This is a genomic window from Actinomadura meridiana (genome assembly GCF_039537545.1).
In the GTDB taxonomy this organism is placed as follows: domain Bacteria; phylum Actinomycetota; class Actinomycetes; order Streptosporangiales; family Streptosporangiaceae; genus Spirillospora; species Spirillospora meridiana.
The window spans coordinates 767988-782580 of the sequence record NZ_BAABAS010000004.1; the positions used below are offsets into that span (position 1 = coordinate 767988).

Here is a 14593-nt window from a genome sequence, read left to right on the forward strand (position 1 = left end):
CGCTGTCTTCGCCCGCACCGCCACCATCGGTGGAACGTCCTCGTGTTTCATCACCTGCGGATGAAAGGCTCCGATGAGCGCACTCACTCCCGGCCCGACACGGCGAACTGTCCTGACCGCGGCCGGAACAGCCGGGCTGCTGTTCGCCACCACCGGAACGGCTGCGGCGGACCGCCGTGTTCGGCTGACGTTGCCAAGACCGACCGGGCCGCACCGGATTGGGACGACGTCACTCCACCTGATCGACCATTCACGCCGAGACCCGTGGACGTCGCCGTCCACGCCACGCGAACTGATGGTCAGCCTGTGGTACCCGACTCGGAACGGCGGCGGCGCCAAGCTCGCTCCCTGGCTCCCACCCGCGACGATGGCGCTCTACAGGCAGCAGACCGCCCAAGACCTCCAGACATCGCTGGACAATGTCGATTTTCCACAGACACACGCCCGCCAGAACGGCCCCGTCGACGCGCGCAGACGGCGTCATCCAGTGGTGCTTTTCTCTCCAGGCTTTCGCACGATGCGTGCATTCGGCACTTCGCTGGTCGAGGATCTGGCAAGCCACGGTTACGTCGTCGTCACCATCGACCACACCCATGAAGCTGAAATCGTTGAGTTCCCCGGACGTCGACTCGAACTGAGTCGGCAACCGGCCAAGCCGACCGATGATGAATACGCGCTGGCACTCCGCGTCCGCCGAGACGACACCCGCTTCGTTCTGGACACTCTCTCGGCCCGTCGCAGCCTGCCTCCTGGATTGTCGGCCTCTCTCGACCTGTCCAGGGTTGGCATGTTCGGACACTCTCTCGGCGGTGCCGCAGCCGCCGAAACAATGGCCCAGGACCCTCGGATCCTCGCCGGTGTCAATCTGGACGGCAGCGTCATCGGGCCAGTCGCCAAGACGGGCCTGGACCGTCCCTTCTTGTTGATGGCCAGCGCCGGACACGGCCGTGACAATGACCCGACCTGGGCGGATTTCTGGCCACGCCTGCGCGGTTGGCGCCGCGAACTGCTCCTCCGCGACTCGGGACACCAGACCTACACCGACCTCGCCCCGCTAGCCCAGCAGCTGATCAGGAGAGTCCCGATGCGGCCCGAGGTGACCGCCGCCCTGACCAACAACATCGGCACGATCAGCGCGAACCGCGCCATCCCCGCCCAACGCGCCTACCTACGCGCCTTCTTCGACCTCCACCTACGCCACCGAGACAACCACCTGTTCTCCGGCCCGTCCCCCCGATACCCCGAAATAGAGTTCATCCCCTAACCCGAACGCCGGATCACACGCGGGGCGCCACCTCAAGGTGCTCCCACAGGATCTCCATGGGAAACGGGTCCGTCACCGTGACAGCGACCGGGCCCATGTCCCGGTGCGTCGTTCCGATTTGCGTGTAACGGTGTGACCCGAGTGGCGAGGCGTAGCGTTCGATCGACAATGCCCCGATCTTGTCGAACGTCACCAACCAGTAGTGCGGTATGCCCGCGTCGGCGTAGTCGCTCATCTTGTGGACGCGGTCGCGGCGTCTGGACGAGGTCGACTGCACCTCGGCGACGACGACCGCGTGCTCGGCCGCCAGGTGGGTGGACGCCGGGATGTGGTGATGCAAGACCACGTCTGGTTTCCGGGCCGTGGGCGGCGCCTGCCACAGGAGCACATCGACCTGGGTGTCGGTTTCGTAGTTCTCCGTCGGGTGCGCGGCTGCCTGTTCCAGGGCTTGGGCCAGGCGGGCGCCTACCTTCTGGTGTTCGCGGGTGCGTTCTTCGCGCGGTACTGGGACACCGTCCACGATCTCCAGGTCTCGCTGGACGTCCTGGTCGAGTCCCAGGAACGTCTCCCAGGTGATCGGGTTACACCGCACAGGCACGCTCTCGGGTGGGGGACGGGGCTTGGTCAGCCTACGGGCTGTGAGCGGTGTTCACCGGTGGCCTAACGTGGGTGGGGTGACCGATCGTGTCGAGTGCGGTGAGTTGGTGGCGGCCTTGCGGGGGGCCGGGGTCGGTGGGGTGGACGACTCCGTGCTCGCTCGGTCGATGTACTCGGCGGACGCCTCGTTGTACCGGGTGCCGCCGCTGGTGGTGGTGACGCCTCGGGAGGCGGGCGAACTGCCCGTCGTTCTTGGGGTTTGCCGGGACGCCGGGGTGCCGTTGACGATGCGGGGCGGCGGGACGTCCATCGCGGGCAACGCGGTCGGGCCGGGTGTCGTCGTTGATGTCAGTAGGTATGTGAACCGGGTCCTGGAGGTCGATCCGGAGGCGGGGACGGCGCTGGTCGAGCCCGGGATCGTCCAGGCGAGGCTGCATCAGATCGCGGCGGCGCACGGGCTCCGGTTCGGGCCCGATCCGTCGACGCGGACGCGGGCCACGCTCGGCGGGATGATCGGCAACAACGCCTGCGGGTCGCGGGCGCTCGGGTATGGGCGGACCAGCGACAACGTGCTGGGGCTCGATGTGGTGACCGGGAGTGGGGAGCGGCTGCGGCTTGGTGATGTGCCCGACAGCGGAACCGAGAGTGCGGTTCTTGAGCGGCTTCGGGGAGTGGTGGGCGACCATCTCGCGGTGGTGCGGACGGAGTTCGGGCGGTTCGGGCGGCAGGTGTCCGGTTACTCGCTTGAGCATCTGTTGCCCGAAAACGGGTTCGATGTCGCGAAGGCCCTCGTGGGGAGTGAGGGGACGCTGGCGTTGACGCTGGCGGCGCGGATTCGGATGGTGCGGGAGCCCGCGTGCCGGTTGCTGGTGGTTCTCGGGTACGGGTCGATGGCGGAGGCGGCCGACGCGGTGCCCGCGATCCTGCCTTACGGGCCAGTGGCGTGTGAGGGCTTGGATTCGCGGATCACCGGGGTCGTGCGGGAGCGGCGGGGCGCCGACGCGGTGCCGCCGTTGCCGCGTGGGTCCGGGTGGATGCTCGTGGAGTTGGCCGGGGCGGAGATCGGGGCGTTGCGCGCGACGGCGGGGCAGGTCGTCAAGGAGTCGGGGTGCGTCGACTCGATGCTCGTCGAGGACATGGCGCTCGGCGACGCGCTGTGGCGGATCCGGGAGGACGGGTCCGGGCTCGTCGCGCGGACGCCGGGCGGCGAGCAGGCGCACGCGGGTTGGGAGGACTCGGCGGTTCCGCCCGAGCGGCTCGGCCAGTATCTGCGGGAGCTTGAGGCGTTGCTCGGGGAGTTCGGGTTGTTCGGTGTGCCGTACGGGCACTTCGGCGACGGATGTATTCACGTCCGCATCGACTTTCCGCTGGGGCGGGACGACGGCGTTCGTGTTTTCCGGGGTTTTCTCACCGAGGCGGCCACGCTCGCGGCGCGGCACGGTGGCACCATGTCGGGTGAGCACGGCGACGGGCGGGCCCGGAGCGAGTTGCTGCCGCACATGTACTCGGCCGAGGCGCTGGCGCTGTGTTCGGCCGTCAAGGACGTCTTCGATCCTGATGATCTGCTCAATCCGGGGGTCATCGTCCGTCCGGCGCCGGTGGACGCCGAGCTGCGGGCGGCGCGGGTCGTCCCGATACGGCGGGAGCTGGGGCTCTCCTATCGGGACGATCGCGGCGATTTCGCCCGCGCCGTGCACCGGTGTACGGGCGTGGGCAAGTGCCGTGCCGACAACACCGGCGCGGGCGGGGTGATGTGCCCGTCCTACCTGGCGACGAGGGAGGAGAAGGACTCCACGCGTGGCCGTGCGCGGGTCCTCCAAGAACTCGCCACCGGCGACCTCGGGCCAGTCGGTTGGAAGTCCAAGGCCGTGCATGACGTGCTCGATCTGTGCCTTTCGTGCAAGGGGTGCGCGTCCGACTGCCCGACCGGTATCGACATGGCGTCCTACAAGGCCGAGGCGTTGTATCAGCGGTATCGCCGAAGGGTCCGGCCGCGTTCGCACTACGCGTTGGGTTGGTTGCCTCGATGGACGCGGTTCGCCGCCAAGGTGCCTCCAGCGATCAGGGTGATGAACGCGGCGATGCGGTCAAGGGCGCTGAAACCGCTGGTCGCGTGGGGCGCGGGCATCGACCGGCGGCGGACGTTGCCCGCGTTCGCGCCCACGACGTTCCGGCGCTGGTTCGCGTCCCATCGGAGTGTCGAGGGGCGTCACGGAGATGTCGTCCTGTTCGTCGACAGTTTCACCGACGCCTTCTCTCCCAAGGTTGGCGAGGCGACCGTGAAGGTGCTCGAACACGCGGGTTATCGCGTCACGGTCACCGAACGTCCCGTGTGCTGCGGGATCACGTGGATCTCGACGGGGCAGCTCGACGGGGCGCGCGCGCAGGTCAGGCGCACTGTCCGGGCGCTGTTGCCGCATGTGCGGCGGGGCGCCACGGTCGTCGGCATGGAGCCGTCCTGCACGGGCGTGCTGAGGTCCGACGCCGAGGAACTGCTGACCGGAGCGGACGCCGACGCCGCCCGCGAGGTGGCCGCCGCGACCCGCACGCTGGCCGAGCTGCTCGCCGAGACCCCGGGTTGGACGCCGCCCGACCTGTCCGGCGTCGCCGGGATCGCGCAGCCCCACTGTCACCACCACGCTGTGATGGGCTGGACGAAGGACGCCGCCCTTCTCAAGAAGGCCGGGGCCGAGGTGCGCAGGCTCGGAAACTGCTGCGGGCTGGCCGGAAACTTCGGGGTCGAGAAGGGCCATCACGACGTGTCGGTCGCGGTCGCCGAGCATCAACTGCTCCCGGCGGTGCGGGAGACGGGGGCGGACGGCGTCGTCCTCGCCGATGGGTTCAGCTGCCGGACGCAGCTCCGCGAGTTGGCGTCCCGCGACGGCGAGCATCTCGCCGAACTCCTCGCCCGGCACCTCCCGGACGGCGCCTGACCGACCGGTCGCAACCATCGGTCGACGGGCCGAGCCGGACTGGTCTGGTCTTCTTGCTGGACCGGTTCCCATCGAATGGGACCCTTGAAACTTGAGGCTTGCACAGCGCTTGAAGTGCGGTTATGTTCCTCACAATTAGTATAGTTTCCTAATTAATGGAAGGGAACTCCCCCGCCGTGCGCACCAGTCTCCCACTCCGGCCGTTCCTGGCCGTGTGTACCGCGCTCACCCTGATACTCGGCCTCTCCCTGGCCGTGTTGCCCCCCGCCAGCTCGACCACCCTCGCCAACGCCGACTGCCGCCCCGACGGGCTGTACACGGCCCCCGGTGTCACGCCTCCGTACTGCGAGGTCTACGACGAGGCCGGTCGGGAGAAGATGGGCGAGGGCCACCCCCGTCGCACCATCGGCTACTTCACCAGCTGGCGGACCGGCGCGAACAACACGCCCCGGTACCTCGCCAGCGACATTCCGTGGGACAAGGTCACCCACATCAACTACGCGTTCGCCCACATCGACGACCAGAGCAAGGTCTCGGTCGGCGGCGACTCGGCGTCCAACCCGGCGACCGGCATGGAGTGGCCGGACGTGAAGGGCGCGGAAATGGATCCCGCGTACCCGTACAAGGGCCACTTCAACCTGCTCAACAAGTTCAAGAAGCAGCACCCGAACGTCAAGACGCTGATCTCGATCGGCGGCTGGGCGGAGTCCGGCGGCTACCTCGACGACAACGGTAAGCGCGTCGCCTCCGGCGGCTTCTACACGCTGACCGACAACCAGGCGAAGATGAACACGTTCGCCGACTCGGTGGTCGAGTTCCTGCGCAAGTACGGGTTCAACGGCGCCGACATCGACTACGAGTACGCCACCTCGATGAAGTACGCCGGGCACCCGGACGACTTCACCTTCTCCAACCCGCGGCGCGCCAAGCTGATGGCCGGTTACGTCGCGTTGATGAAGACCCTGCGCGAGAAGCTGGACGCGGCGAGCGCCGCCGACGGCAAGTACTACATGCTGACCGCCGCCGTGTCGGCGTCCGGCTGGATCCTGCGCGGGCACGACACCTACCAGGTCACCCAGTACCTGGACTACGCCAACCTCATGACCTACGACCTGCACGGAACGTGGAACCACTTCGTCGGTCCGAACGCCGCGCTGTACGACAACGGCAAGGACAACGAACTCCAGGAAGGCGGCGTCTACAGCGCCTACGGAATGGGGTATCTGGACACCGACTGGGCCTACCACTACTTCCGAGGCGCGATGCAGTCGGGACGCATCAACATCGGCGTTCCCTTCTACACGCGCGGTTGGCAGAACGTGACGGGCGGCACGAACGGCATGTGGGGCAAGTCCGCACTGCCCGACCAGAAGAAGTGCCCGAAGGGAACCGCCGGTGACGTGGGTTCCACGACGCCCTGCGGCGACGGTGGTGTCGGTATCGACAACATCTGGCACGACCTTGACGAGAACGGCAAGGAAATGGGTTCGGGCAGCAACCCGATGTGGCACGCGAAGAACCTGGAGAAGGGGATCGCGGGAAGCTACATCGGCGCGTACGGCCTCGACCCGGCGAACGACCCCGACGACCGTCTCGTCGGCACGTACGCCCGCAACTACGACAGCACGATGAAGGCCCCGTGGCTGTGGAACTCGCAGGAGAAGGTGTTCCTGTCCACGGAGGACGAGGAGTCGATCGCCGCCAAGGCCCAGTACGTCGCCAGCAAGGGCATCGGCGGAATCATGATCTGGGAACTCGCCGGTGACTACGCCTGGGACCCCGCCCGCAATGACGGCAAGGGCGAGTACTTCATGGGCAAGACCCTGATCAACACGATCTACGACAACCTGAAGGGCGCGAGCCCGTACGGGAACCAGAAGTCCGACCAGAAGCCGCCGGCCGACGTCCTGGACGTGAAGGTCGACCTGGGCGACTTCCCGGTGGGCGACAGCAACTACCCGATCAGCCCGAAGATGAAGATCACCAACAATTCGGGCCAGACCATTCCGGGTGGCGCCACCTTCACGTTCGACTACGGCACGTCCGCTCCGGCCTCGATGACCCAGCAGACCGGCTGGACACTCTCGGTCAAGGCGGGCCACACCGGAAACAACACCGGTGGCCTCAAGGGCGACTTCCAGAAGGTCACCCTCACGGTGCCGAGCTGGTCGAGCATCCCGAGCGGGAGTACGGCGACCGTCGCGTTGAGCTACCAGCTGCCCATCGCGACGCCGTCCAACTACGTCCTCACGTTCGGAGGCAAGTCCTACGCGCTGACCCAGGACTACCCGAAGACCTCCGGCCTCCGCCGGTGACCTTCTAGGGTCAGCCGAACGAAAGCAGGGCGCACGCCGTCGCGGCGTGCGCCCTGCGCATTTCTGAAAGGCGTCAGCCGCCCGGCGTGCGCCCTGTGTGTTCTGAAAAAGTCAGCCGATCAGCGTGCGGGAGAGGGTAAGCGCGGCGGTGTGCACGGCGGGCGCGACCACCGCCGGACGCAGCACCGTGGACCAGCCCGACACCGACAGCGCGCCAAGGGCAAGGCCGTCCGGGCCGAGGACCGGGCTGGCCGCGCACACGATCCCCTTGCCCGACTCCTCCCGGTCGTAGGCGACGCCCTCGCGCCTGATCGTCTCCAGCTCCTTGACCAGCAGGCCGGGCGCGGTGACGCTCCGCTCGCTGGCCTTGACCAGGCCCGCCTCCAGGACGGCCCGCACCACGTCCGGTGCGGAGAACGCCAGGATCGCCTTGCCGACGCCCGTCACGTGCGCGGGCAGCCGGCCGCCCACCCGCGACGGCAGCCGGGGCCCGCCGGACGAGCCGAGGATCTCCAGGTAGACGACCTCGCGGCCCTCCAGCACCGCCAGATGCACGGTCTGCCGGGTCGCCTCCCGCAGGTCGGACATGAGCGGGACGGCGGCGTCCCGCAGCACCCGCTGTCTCGGCACCCGCTGCCCGATCTCGAACAGCTTCAGGCCGAGCCGCACCCGCGTGCCGCGCCGTTCGAGCAGCCCGGCCTCCACGAGGTCGAGGGCGAGCCGGTGCGTCGTCGATCGCGGCAGGCCGCTGCGACGCGCCAGTTCGGCGGCGCCGAGGTCGTCGTCGTCCGCGCGGAACGCGGACAGCAGGGCGACGGCGCGGCCGAGGAACGAGCCGGAAGGTGCCATACGGGGAAGTGTCCCACCAGGCGGGACGGCGGCCTTGCCCGCGTCGTCCCGGGCGGGGGAGGCTCCCCGTGCGCCGAGAGAAGGAGGGGGAGGCCCATGGAGAGGGTGACCGCGGCGATCGTGGGGCCCGGGAACATCGGCACAGACCTGCTGGTCAAGCTGATGCGCAGCGAGCTGATCGACGTCCGTTCGATGGTGGGGGTCGTCCCGGAGTCGGACGGTCTGGAACGGGCCAGGGCGTTCGGCGTCCCGGCGTCGGCGGAGGGGGTGGACTGGCTGCTGGCCCAGCCGACCCTGCCCGACCTGGTGTTCGAGGCGACGTCCGCGAAGGCGCATCTGGCGAACGCGCCGCGCTACGCGGAGGCGGGGATCACGGCGATCGACCTGACGCCCGCGGCGGCGGGACCGCTCGTGTGCCCGCCGGTGAACCTGGGCACGCTGGCCGACGCGCCCAACCTGAACATGATCACGTGTGGGGGGCAGGCGACGATCCCGATCGTGCACGCCGTGTCGTCGGTGGTGCCGGTGCCGTACGCGGAGATCGTCGCGTCCATCGCGTCCCGCTCCGCCGGGCCCGGCACCCGCGCCAACATCGACGAGTTCACGCAGACGACGGCCCGGGCGATCGAGCGGGTCGGCGGCGCCGGGCGCGGCAAGGCGATCATCATCCTGAACCCGGTGACGCCACCGATGATCATGCGGGACACGGTGTTCTGCGCGATCCCGCCGGACGCCGACGCCGCGGCCGTCACCGCGTCGATCGAGGCGATGGTCGCCGAGGTGCAGGCGTATGTCCCCGGGTACGCCCTGCGCGCGGCGCCGCAGTTCGACGAGCCGCGCGACATCTGGAACGGGATGGCCCGCGTCGCCGTGTTCCTGGAGGTCCGGGGCAACGGCGACCACCTGCCGACGTGGGCGGGGAACCTCGACATCATGACCGCCGCGGCGGCCCGCGTGGGCGAGCAGCTTGCGCGCGGGAAGGTCACGGCATGAGCGAAGCGAACCGGGAGGCGTGGGGGTCGTCCCCCCACAGGGAGCAGGCATGACGGAGCAGCAGAAGATTCGGATCACCGACTCGACGTTGCGGGACGGCAGTCACGCGATGGCGCACCGCTTCACCGAGGAGCAGGTGCGCGGGGTCGTGTACGCGCTGGACAGCGCGGGGGTCGAGGTCATCGAGGTCACGCACGGCGACGGGCTCGGCGGGTCCTCGTTCAACTACGGGTTCTCGCTGGAGGACGATGTCAAGCTCGTCGCCGCCGCCGTCGACGAGGCCGTCCGCGCGAAGATCGCCGTCCTGCTGCTGCCGGGGCTCGGCACGGTCGAGGACCTGCGGTTGGCGCACGGCGCGGGCGCGTCCGTCGCCCGGATCGCGACGCACTGCACCGAGGCGGACGTGTCGCTCCAGCACTTCGCCGCCGCCCGCGACCTCGGGATGGAGACCGTCGGGTTCCTGATGCTGTCGCACCGGATCGGCCCGGACGAACTGGCGAAGCAGGCGCGGATCATGGTGGACGGCGGCGCGCAGTGCGTCTACGTCGTCGACTCGGCCGGGGCGCTCGTCCTCGGCGACGCGCAGGAGCGGATCAGCGCGCTGGTGAAGGAGATCGGGCACGAGGCGCAGGTCGGTTTCCACGGCCACCAGAACCTGTCGCTGGGTGTCGCGAACTCCGTCCTGGCGCAGCAGAACGGCGCGCTTCAGATCGACGGGGCGCTGTGCGCGCTCGGCGCGGGCGCGGGCAACTCCCCCACCGAGGTGCTGGTCCCGACGTTCGAGCGGCTCGGCGTCCCGACCGGGGTGGACGTGCAGGGCGTGCTGGCCGCCGCCGACGAGGTGGTGAAGCCGTTCCTGAACCGGCTGCCGTTCGCCGACCGGGGCGCGATCACGCAGGGGTACGCGGGCGTGTACTCCAGCTTCCTGCTGCACGCCGAGCGGGCGGCGGAACGCTACGACGTCCCGGCGCACGAGATCCTGCAACGGGTCGGCGAGGCCGGATACGTCGGCGGTCAGGAGGACATGATCATCGACGTGGCGTTGCAACTGGTCGCCGAGCGCGAACGTTCCGGGTGAGCGCGGGTCAGACGGCCCAGGCGTGGAGTTCGGCGATGGCGTCGTCGACGGTGGCGCGGGTCTCCAGCACGTCGCGTCCCGCGAAGGCGGCGCAGGTGTCGGGGTAGTGCGCGGCGATCACGAACCCGCCCGCCTGCCGGATGCGGCCCGCGCCGTCGACGAGCGCGTCGACGCCCGTCGCGTCGCAGCCGACGACGCCGTGCAGGTCCATGGCGACCAGGACGCGGCCCTCCAGCTTGCCGATGCGGGCGAGCCAGCGGTTCAGCCGGGGCACGTTGTCGACGACGAGATGGCCGCCGAGCCGGACCACGATGCAGCCCCGCTCGATCGTCATGTCGATCGACATGGGCATGGCGGCCACCGCGTCTTCGCTCACCTCACGCCTCCGAGCGGGACCGGCACGCCTTGTCATGGGGGGATCATCCTCGCACACCGCGCCCGCGGTCGCAGACCCAACCTCCGACTCCCCGCAGACGATCTTTGCACGGTGCAACCATTGGGATAGCTTGGGCGGCATGACCGACGAGGACCCCGCCGGCGTGCGCAGCGCGTCGACGCCTCGCGGGCGGGCGCGCCGCGACCAACTGGTCCGGATCGGCCTCGATCTGCTCGCCGAGGGCGGCTGGTCGGCGATCACGGCCCGGGCCGTCGCCGACCGTGCCCGGATCCGGCCGGGTCTGCTGCACCACTACTTCAACGGGCTGCCCGGGCTGCACGTCGCCGTGGCGCAGCGCGCCAGCGAGATGATCGTCGACCCGGTGGTCGGCGCGCTGCTCGCCGCGCCCGACACTCCGGCGGCGGTGCAGGCGCTGCGCGCCCTCGTCCCGGAGATGGTCGCCGGGGAGCGCAACCTCAGGCTGGCGGCGGAACTGCTGGTCAGGGCTCTACGCGATCCGCGGATGGGCGCCGAGCGCCGCGACTGGACGCGCGCCGTGCGCGGCCGCGTCGCCACCCGCCTGGAGGAGCTGTGCCCGGACTGGCCGCCCGAACGCCGCGAGGGCACCGCGATGCTGGTGACCGCGCTGCTGGACGGCCTGATGCTCCAGCTGATCCTCGATCCGGGGGTGCCCGCCGACCCCGCCCTGTCCGCCACCGCCGCGCTGGTCGGAAAACCATGATCGTTTTTGCGGTTGCGGCGCGCGCGGCGCGCGACTCGCCGATAGTCTAAAACTGTAGGAGAAGTTCGCCTTTCGGACGCTAGGAGGACACGGTGGCCGCAGCCGAGGACGTTCCCGCCGAGATCCCCTACGACGTGCCCACGCCCGCCCGCATCTACGGATGGGCGCTCGGCGGCAAGGACAACTACGAGGTCGACCGGCAGTTCATGCTGAAGAACCTGCCGGAGTTCCCCGAGATGATCGAGGTCGCCCGGCAGAACCGGCTGTTCCTGTACCGGGCCGTCCGATACCTGGCGCAGGAGGCGGGCATCCGGCAGTTCCTCGACATGGGCTGCGGGCTGCCGACCGACGACAACGTGCACCAGGTCGCGCGGCGGTTCCTGCCCGACGCCCGGGTCGTCTACGTCGACATCGACCCGATCGTCCTCGTGCACGCCCGCGCGCTGCTCGCCGGTGACGGCTCCACCGCCGTGATCACCGCCGACATGCGCGACCAGGAGGCGATCCTCGCGCACCCGGACGTGAAGCGGCTCATCGACTTCGACGAGCCGGTCGCGGTCCTGTTCCTGTCGATCGGCCACCACCTAGTCGACGCCGACGACCCGGGCGGCGTCCTCGGCGCGGCCATCGACCGCGCCGCCCCGGGCAGCCATCTGGCGTTCAGCCAGGTCGTCTCCGCCGACCGCGCCCGCGCCCGCGACATGGACGGCCGCTCGACCGCCGCCGGGCTGCGCTGGCAGACCCGCGACCGCGCCGAGGTCAACGCGCTCCTGCCGGACGGGCTGGAGGTCGTCGAGCCGGGCCTGGTCGACCTCGGCGACTGGCGTCCCGACCCGAACCAGCCGCCGCTCGCGCCCGTCCCCGCCGAGCTGCGGCCCTACGCGGGCGCGTCGCGGCTGGGGCGCGACATCAACGAGTACGGCGGCGTCCTCCGCAAGCCGTAACTGACGTCACCGCGCGGCGCGCCCTGGAACGATCGCGACCGGGCACGGGGCGCTGCGCAGCATCCCGGTACTGGTGGCGCCGAGAGGGTCAGAACCCGTCTCCGGTGGGGGGGCGACCCCCCACACCCCCCGGTACGACCCGGTGCCACGGTCGCCGAGAACCAGCAGCCCGGCGTCGCGCACCGCGTCCTGGAGTGCTTCGCAGGGGCGTTCCAGCAGGAGCGACACCGTCATCGTGACCTCCGGGTGCCGGTCCCGCCACGGCGCGACGGCCTCCTCCAGCTCGGCGGCGCGGGTCTTCTCCAGCAGCTCCCGGTCGTTGAACAGCGCCAGCTCGTAGTCGATCACTGCGCCGGGCTCCCAGCAGCCGTAGACGACGTGCAGGTCCCAGCCGCGCAGGGCGGCCTCCTCGAAGGCGAATCCGAGTGCCGCGTCGCAGCGCGCCGTCCCGTCGACACCCGCCACGACCCGTTTCGGCGGGCTGCCCGGCCGGTCCGCGTTCCGGACCACGAGCACCGGACGGTCGGCCCGCGCGGGCACCTCGAGCGCGGTGCCGCCCTCCTCCAGGCGCTCGTTCGCGCCGACCACGATCAGCTCCGCTCCGACGGACGCCTCCAGCACCGCGTCGACCGCGGGCCCGCGCATCAGGCGTCCGCGCACCTCGCCGGGCGCGCCCAGCTCACGGGCCCGGCGGACGCCCCGCTGCAACCGGTTCTCCCCCGCCCGCTTCATGATCGTCTCGGCGTCGCGGTCCTCATGGCCCCGCGCGTAGGGCCAGTGCCAGGAATGGCACATCACCAGGTCGAGGTCGCGGCGCCGGGCCTCCTCCACCGCCCAGCGCAGCGCGGCGCCGTTCGCGGCCGTCCCGTCGTAACCGAACAGGACGTGCGGTCGTCTGGTCCTTTCTCCGTCGTCCATATGCCTGCCCTCCTTCTACCAAGTCTGCGCGTATCCGGCGTGTTGGTGAAGCCCACCCCCCTACACTCCGGCGACATGATCACCCGTACCGCCGGGGTCGTCGCGCTGATCTGCGCAAGCGCGCTCGTGGGCGCCGCGCCCGCCCTCGCCGCTCCGGACAGTGACCTGGCCCGTGATCTGGACGCCGTCCTGCGGGACGCGCGGCTGAGCGGGGCGGCGGTGGACGTCGTCGTCCGCGACGCCGCGTCCGGCCGGGTCCTGTACGACCGCCACGGCGACGGGCCGGTCATGCCCGCGTCGAACAACAAGCTGAACACGGCGGCGGCCGCCTTCGGCCTTCTCGGCACCGGCTACCGGTTCCGGACGACCGTGAGCACCGCGGGCGGCGACCTCTATCTCCGGGGCACCGGCGACACGACCATGCGGGCCGCCGACTACGACCGGCTCGCCGGTGACGTCGCCGACGCGGGCATCACCGAGGTCAGGGGCGACCTCGTCGCGGACGACACCTGGTTCGACGCCGACCGCGTCCCGGACGGCTGGCAGTCCGGCGACCTCCAGTACGCCTACGCGGGACGGACGTCCGCGCTGACCGTCTCCCCCGACGCCGACTTCGACGCGGGCTCGATCCGTGTCTCGGTCGCCGCGACCCGGCGCGGCGAGCCGGTCAGGGCCTCGCTCAGCCCGGCCACCGGCACGGTGCGGATCGACAACCGGGCCACCACGGGCCGGGCGGGCTCGCCGTCCACGCTCGAAGTGAACCGTGACAACGGCTCCGACACGATCGTGATCACCGGCTCGCATCCGGAGGGCGCGCCGGAGTCCAGCGTCCTGCGGACGGTGGAGCGGCCCACCCTCTACGCGGCCGACGTGTTCCGCCGCGCGTTGCGCGCGCACGGGGTGCGGGTGTCCGGGACGACCGAACGCGGCCGGGCGCCCGCGAACGCCACGACCATCGCGACGCACACGTCCATGCCGTTGTCGCGGCTGGCCAGACCGTTCCTGAAGCTCAGCAACAACGTCATGGCCGAGGCCCTGGTCAAGGCGATCGGCCGGAAGGAACGGGGGCGCGGCACCTGGACGGCCGGGCTGCCCGCCGTCACCGGCTACCTCGCCCGGCTCGGCGTGGACACCTCCCAGGTGACCATGACGGACGGCTCCGGCCTGGCCCGGTCGAACCGCACGACGGCGACGCAGCTCAGCACCCTTCTCCGGAGCGCGCGGCGGCAGCCGTGGTTCCCGGCCTGGTACGCGGCGCTGCCCGTCGCCGGACGGCCCGACCGCCTGATCGGCGGAACCCTCGCGAACCGGATGCGGGGCACCGCCGCCACGGGGAACGTCCACGCCAAGACCGGCACGCTGACCGGCGTCACCGCCCTGTCCGGCTACGTCACCGGGCCCGGCGGGCGCGGGCTGATCTTCTCCAGCGTCTTCAACCGCTACTCCGGCGCCGCGCCCAAGGACATCGAGGACGCGATCGCCGTCCGGCTGGCCGAGGGCCACGCCACCTCCCGCCGTCGAGCGGCGCCGTCCGGCACCGGCGACCTCGAACCCACCTGGGCCCGGGGCATGCGTCCCTAGCCG

At 70.5% G+C, this 14593-nt stretch carries 12 protein-coding genes; 8 read left to right on the top strand and 4 right to left on the bottom strand.

The genetic code is table 11. From position 1 onward, the window contains the following. Nucleotides 1–73 precede the first annotated feature (73 nt). Nucleotides 74–1264: an alpha/beta hydrolase family protein gene (locus ABD808_RS07690; RefSeq protein WP_344891975.1), complete on the top strand. Its 1191-nt coding sequence runs from the start codon at nt 74–76 to the stop codon at nt 1262–1264. A gap of 13 nt (nt 1265–1277) precedes the next feature. On the opposite strand, the gene ABD808_RS07695 is transcribed toward ABD808_RS07690, so the two are convergent. Continuing rightward, nucleotides 1278–1856, bottom strand: coding sequence for a Uma2 family endonuclease (locus tag ABD808_RS07695; protein ID WP_344891978.1), 579 nt, complete (start codon nt 1854–1856; stop codon nt 1278–1280). A gap of 172 nt (nt 1857–2028) precedes the next feature. Between ABD808_RS07695 and ABD808_RS07700 the strand changes: the two genes are divergently transcribed. After that, nucleotides 2029–4794 (top strand): FAD-binding and (Fe-S)-binding domain-containing protein, encoded by a 2766-nt coding sequence (locus ABD808_RS07700; RefSeq protein ID WP_425548902.1) that lies wholly within the window; start codon nt 2029–2031, stop codon nt 4792–4794. 155 nt (nt 4795–4949) lie between these two features. Beyond that, the gene (locus ABD808_RS07705; protein ID WP_344891984.1) at nt 4950–7109 is read left to right on the top strand and encodes a glycosyl hydrolase family 18 protein; all 2160 of its coding nucleotides are present in this window, start codon (nt 4950–4952) and stop codon (nt 7107–7109) included. A gap of 111 nt (nt 7110–7220) precedes the next feature. Here ABD808_RS07705 and ABD808_RS07710 read toward each other — a convergent pair whose 3' ends face one another. Further along, nucleotides 7221–7958: an IclR family transcriptional regulator gene (locus ABD808_RS07710; protein WP_344891987.1), complete on the bottom strand. Its 738-nt coding sequence runs from the start codon at nt 7956–7958 to the stop codon at nt 7221–7223. Nucleotides 7959–8054: 96 nt separating this feature from the next. Between ABD808_RS07710 and ABD808_RS07715 the strand changes: the two genes are divergently transcribed. Further along, nucleotides 8055–8951 (top strand): acetaldehyde dehydrogenase (acetylating), encoded by an 897-nt coding sequence (locus ABD808_RS07715; RefSeq protein ID WP_344891990.1) that lies wholly within the window; start codon nt 8055–8057, stop codon nt 8949–8951. A gap of 49 nt (nt 8952–9000) precedes the next feature. Next, nucleotides 9001–10029 carry a 4-hydroxy-2-oxovalerate aldolase gene (gene dmpG / locus ABD808_RS07720; RefSeq protein ID WP_344891993.1) on the top strand — a complete coding sequence of 343 codons (1029 nt, stop codon included), beginning with the start codon at nt 9001–9003 and terminating at the stop codon, nt 10027–10029. A 7-nt stretch (nt 10030–10036) separates the two neighbouring features. Here dmpG and ABD808_RS07725 read toward each other — a convergent pair whose 3' ends face one another. Next, nucleotides 10037–10405, bottom strand: coding sequence for an STAS domain-containing protein (locus tag ABD808_RS07725; protein WP_344891996.1), 369 nt, complete (start codon nt 10403–10405; stop codon nt 10037–10039). Nucleotides 10406–10544: 139 nt separating this feature from the next. Here ABD808_RS07725 and ABD808_RS07730 point away from each other — a divergent pair, with 139 nt between their 5' ends. Beyond that, on the top strand, nt 10545–11147 hold the full coding sequence (locus tag ABD808_RS07730; protein WP_344891999.1) for a TetR/AcrR family transcriptional regulator: 603 nt from the start codon (nt 10545–10547) through the stop codon (nt 11145–11147). Nucleotides 11148–11239: 92 nt separating this feature from the next. Then, nucleotides 11240–12091 (top strand): SAM-dependent methyltransferase, encoded by an 852-nt coding sequence (locus tag ABD808_RS07735; RefSeq protein ID WP_344892002.1) that lies wholly within the window; start codon nt 11240–11242, stop codon nt 12089–12091. Between the two features lie 6 nt (nt 12092–12097). Here the strand turns inward: ABD808_RS07735 and ABD808_RS07740 are convergent, their stop codons facing one another. Next, nucleotides 12098–13009, bottom strand: coding sequence for a universal stress protein (locus ABD808_RS07740; RefSeq protein WP_344892005.1), 912 nt, complete (start codon nt 13007–13009; stop codon nt 12098–12100). A gap of 75 nt (nt 13010–13084) precedes the next feature. Between ABD808_RS07740 and dacB the strand changes: the two genes are divergently transcribed. After that, on the top strand, nt 13085–14590 hold the full coding sequence (gene dacB / locus ABD808_RS07745) for a D-alanyl-D-alanine carboxypeptidase/D-alanyl-D-alanine endopeptidase (protein WP_344892008.1): 1506 nt from the start codon (nt 13085–13087) through the stop codon (nt 14588–14590). Nucleotides 14591–14593 lie beyond the last annotated feature (3 nt).

What these genes read in the sequence shown, in the direction of transcription:
- ABD808_RS07690 (WP_344891975.1), top strand. Translation starts at nt 74, where the DNA reads ATGAGCGCACTCACTCCCGGCCCGACACGGCGAACTGTCCTGACCGCG.
- ABD808_RS07700 (WP_425548902.1), top strand. Translation starts at nt 2,029, where the DNA reads ATGTACTCGGCGGACGCCTCGTTGTACCGGGTGCCGCCGCTGGTGGTG.
- ABD808_RS07705 (WP_344891984.1), top strand. Translation starts at nt 4,950, where the DNA reads ATGGAAGGGAACTCCCCCGCCGTGCGCACCAGTCTCCCACTCCGGCCG.
- ABD808_RS07710 (WP_344891987.1), bottom strand. Translation starts at nt 7,958, where the DNA reads ATGGCACCTTCCGGCTCGTTCCTCGGCCGCGCCGTCGCCCTGCTGTCC.
- ABD808_RS07715 (WP_344891990.1), top strand. Translation starts at nt 8,055, where the DNA reads ATGGAGAGGGTGACCGCGGCGATCGTGGGGCCCGGGAACATCGGCACA.
- dmpG (WP_344891993.1), top strand. Translation starts at nt 9,001, where the DNA reads ATGACGGAGCAGCAGAAGATTCGGATCACCGACTCGACGTTGCGGGAC.
- ABD808_RS07730 (WP_344891999.1), top strand. Translation starts at nt 10,545, where the DNA reads ATGACCGACGAGGACCCCGCCGGCGTGCGCAGCGCGTCGACGCCTCGC.
- ABD808_RS07740 (WP_344892005.1), bottom strand. Translation starts at nt 13,009, where the DNA reads ATGGACGACGGAGAAAGGACCAGACGACCGCACGTCCTGTTCGGTTAC.
- dacB (WP_344892008.1), top strand. Translation starts at nt 13,085, where the DNA reads ATGATCACCCGTACCGCCGGGGTCGTCGCGCTGATCTGCGCAAGCGCG.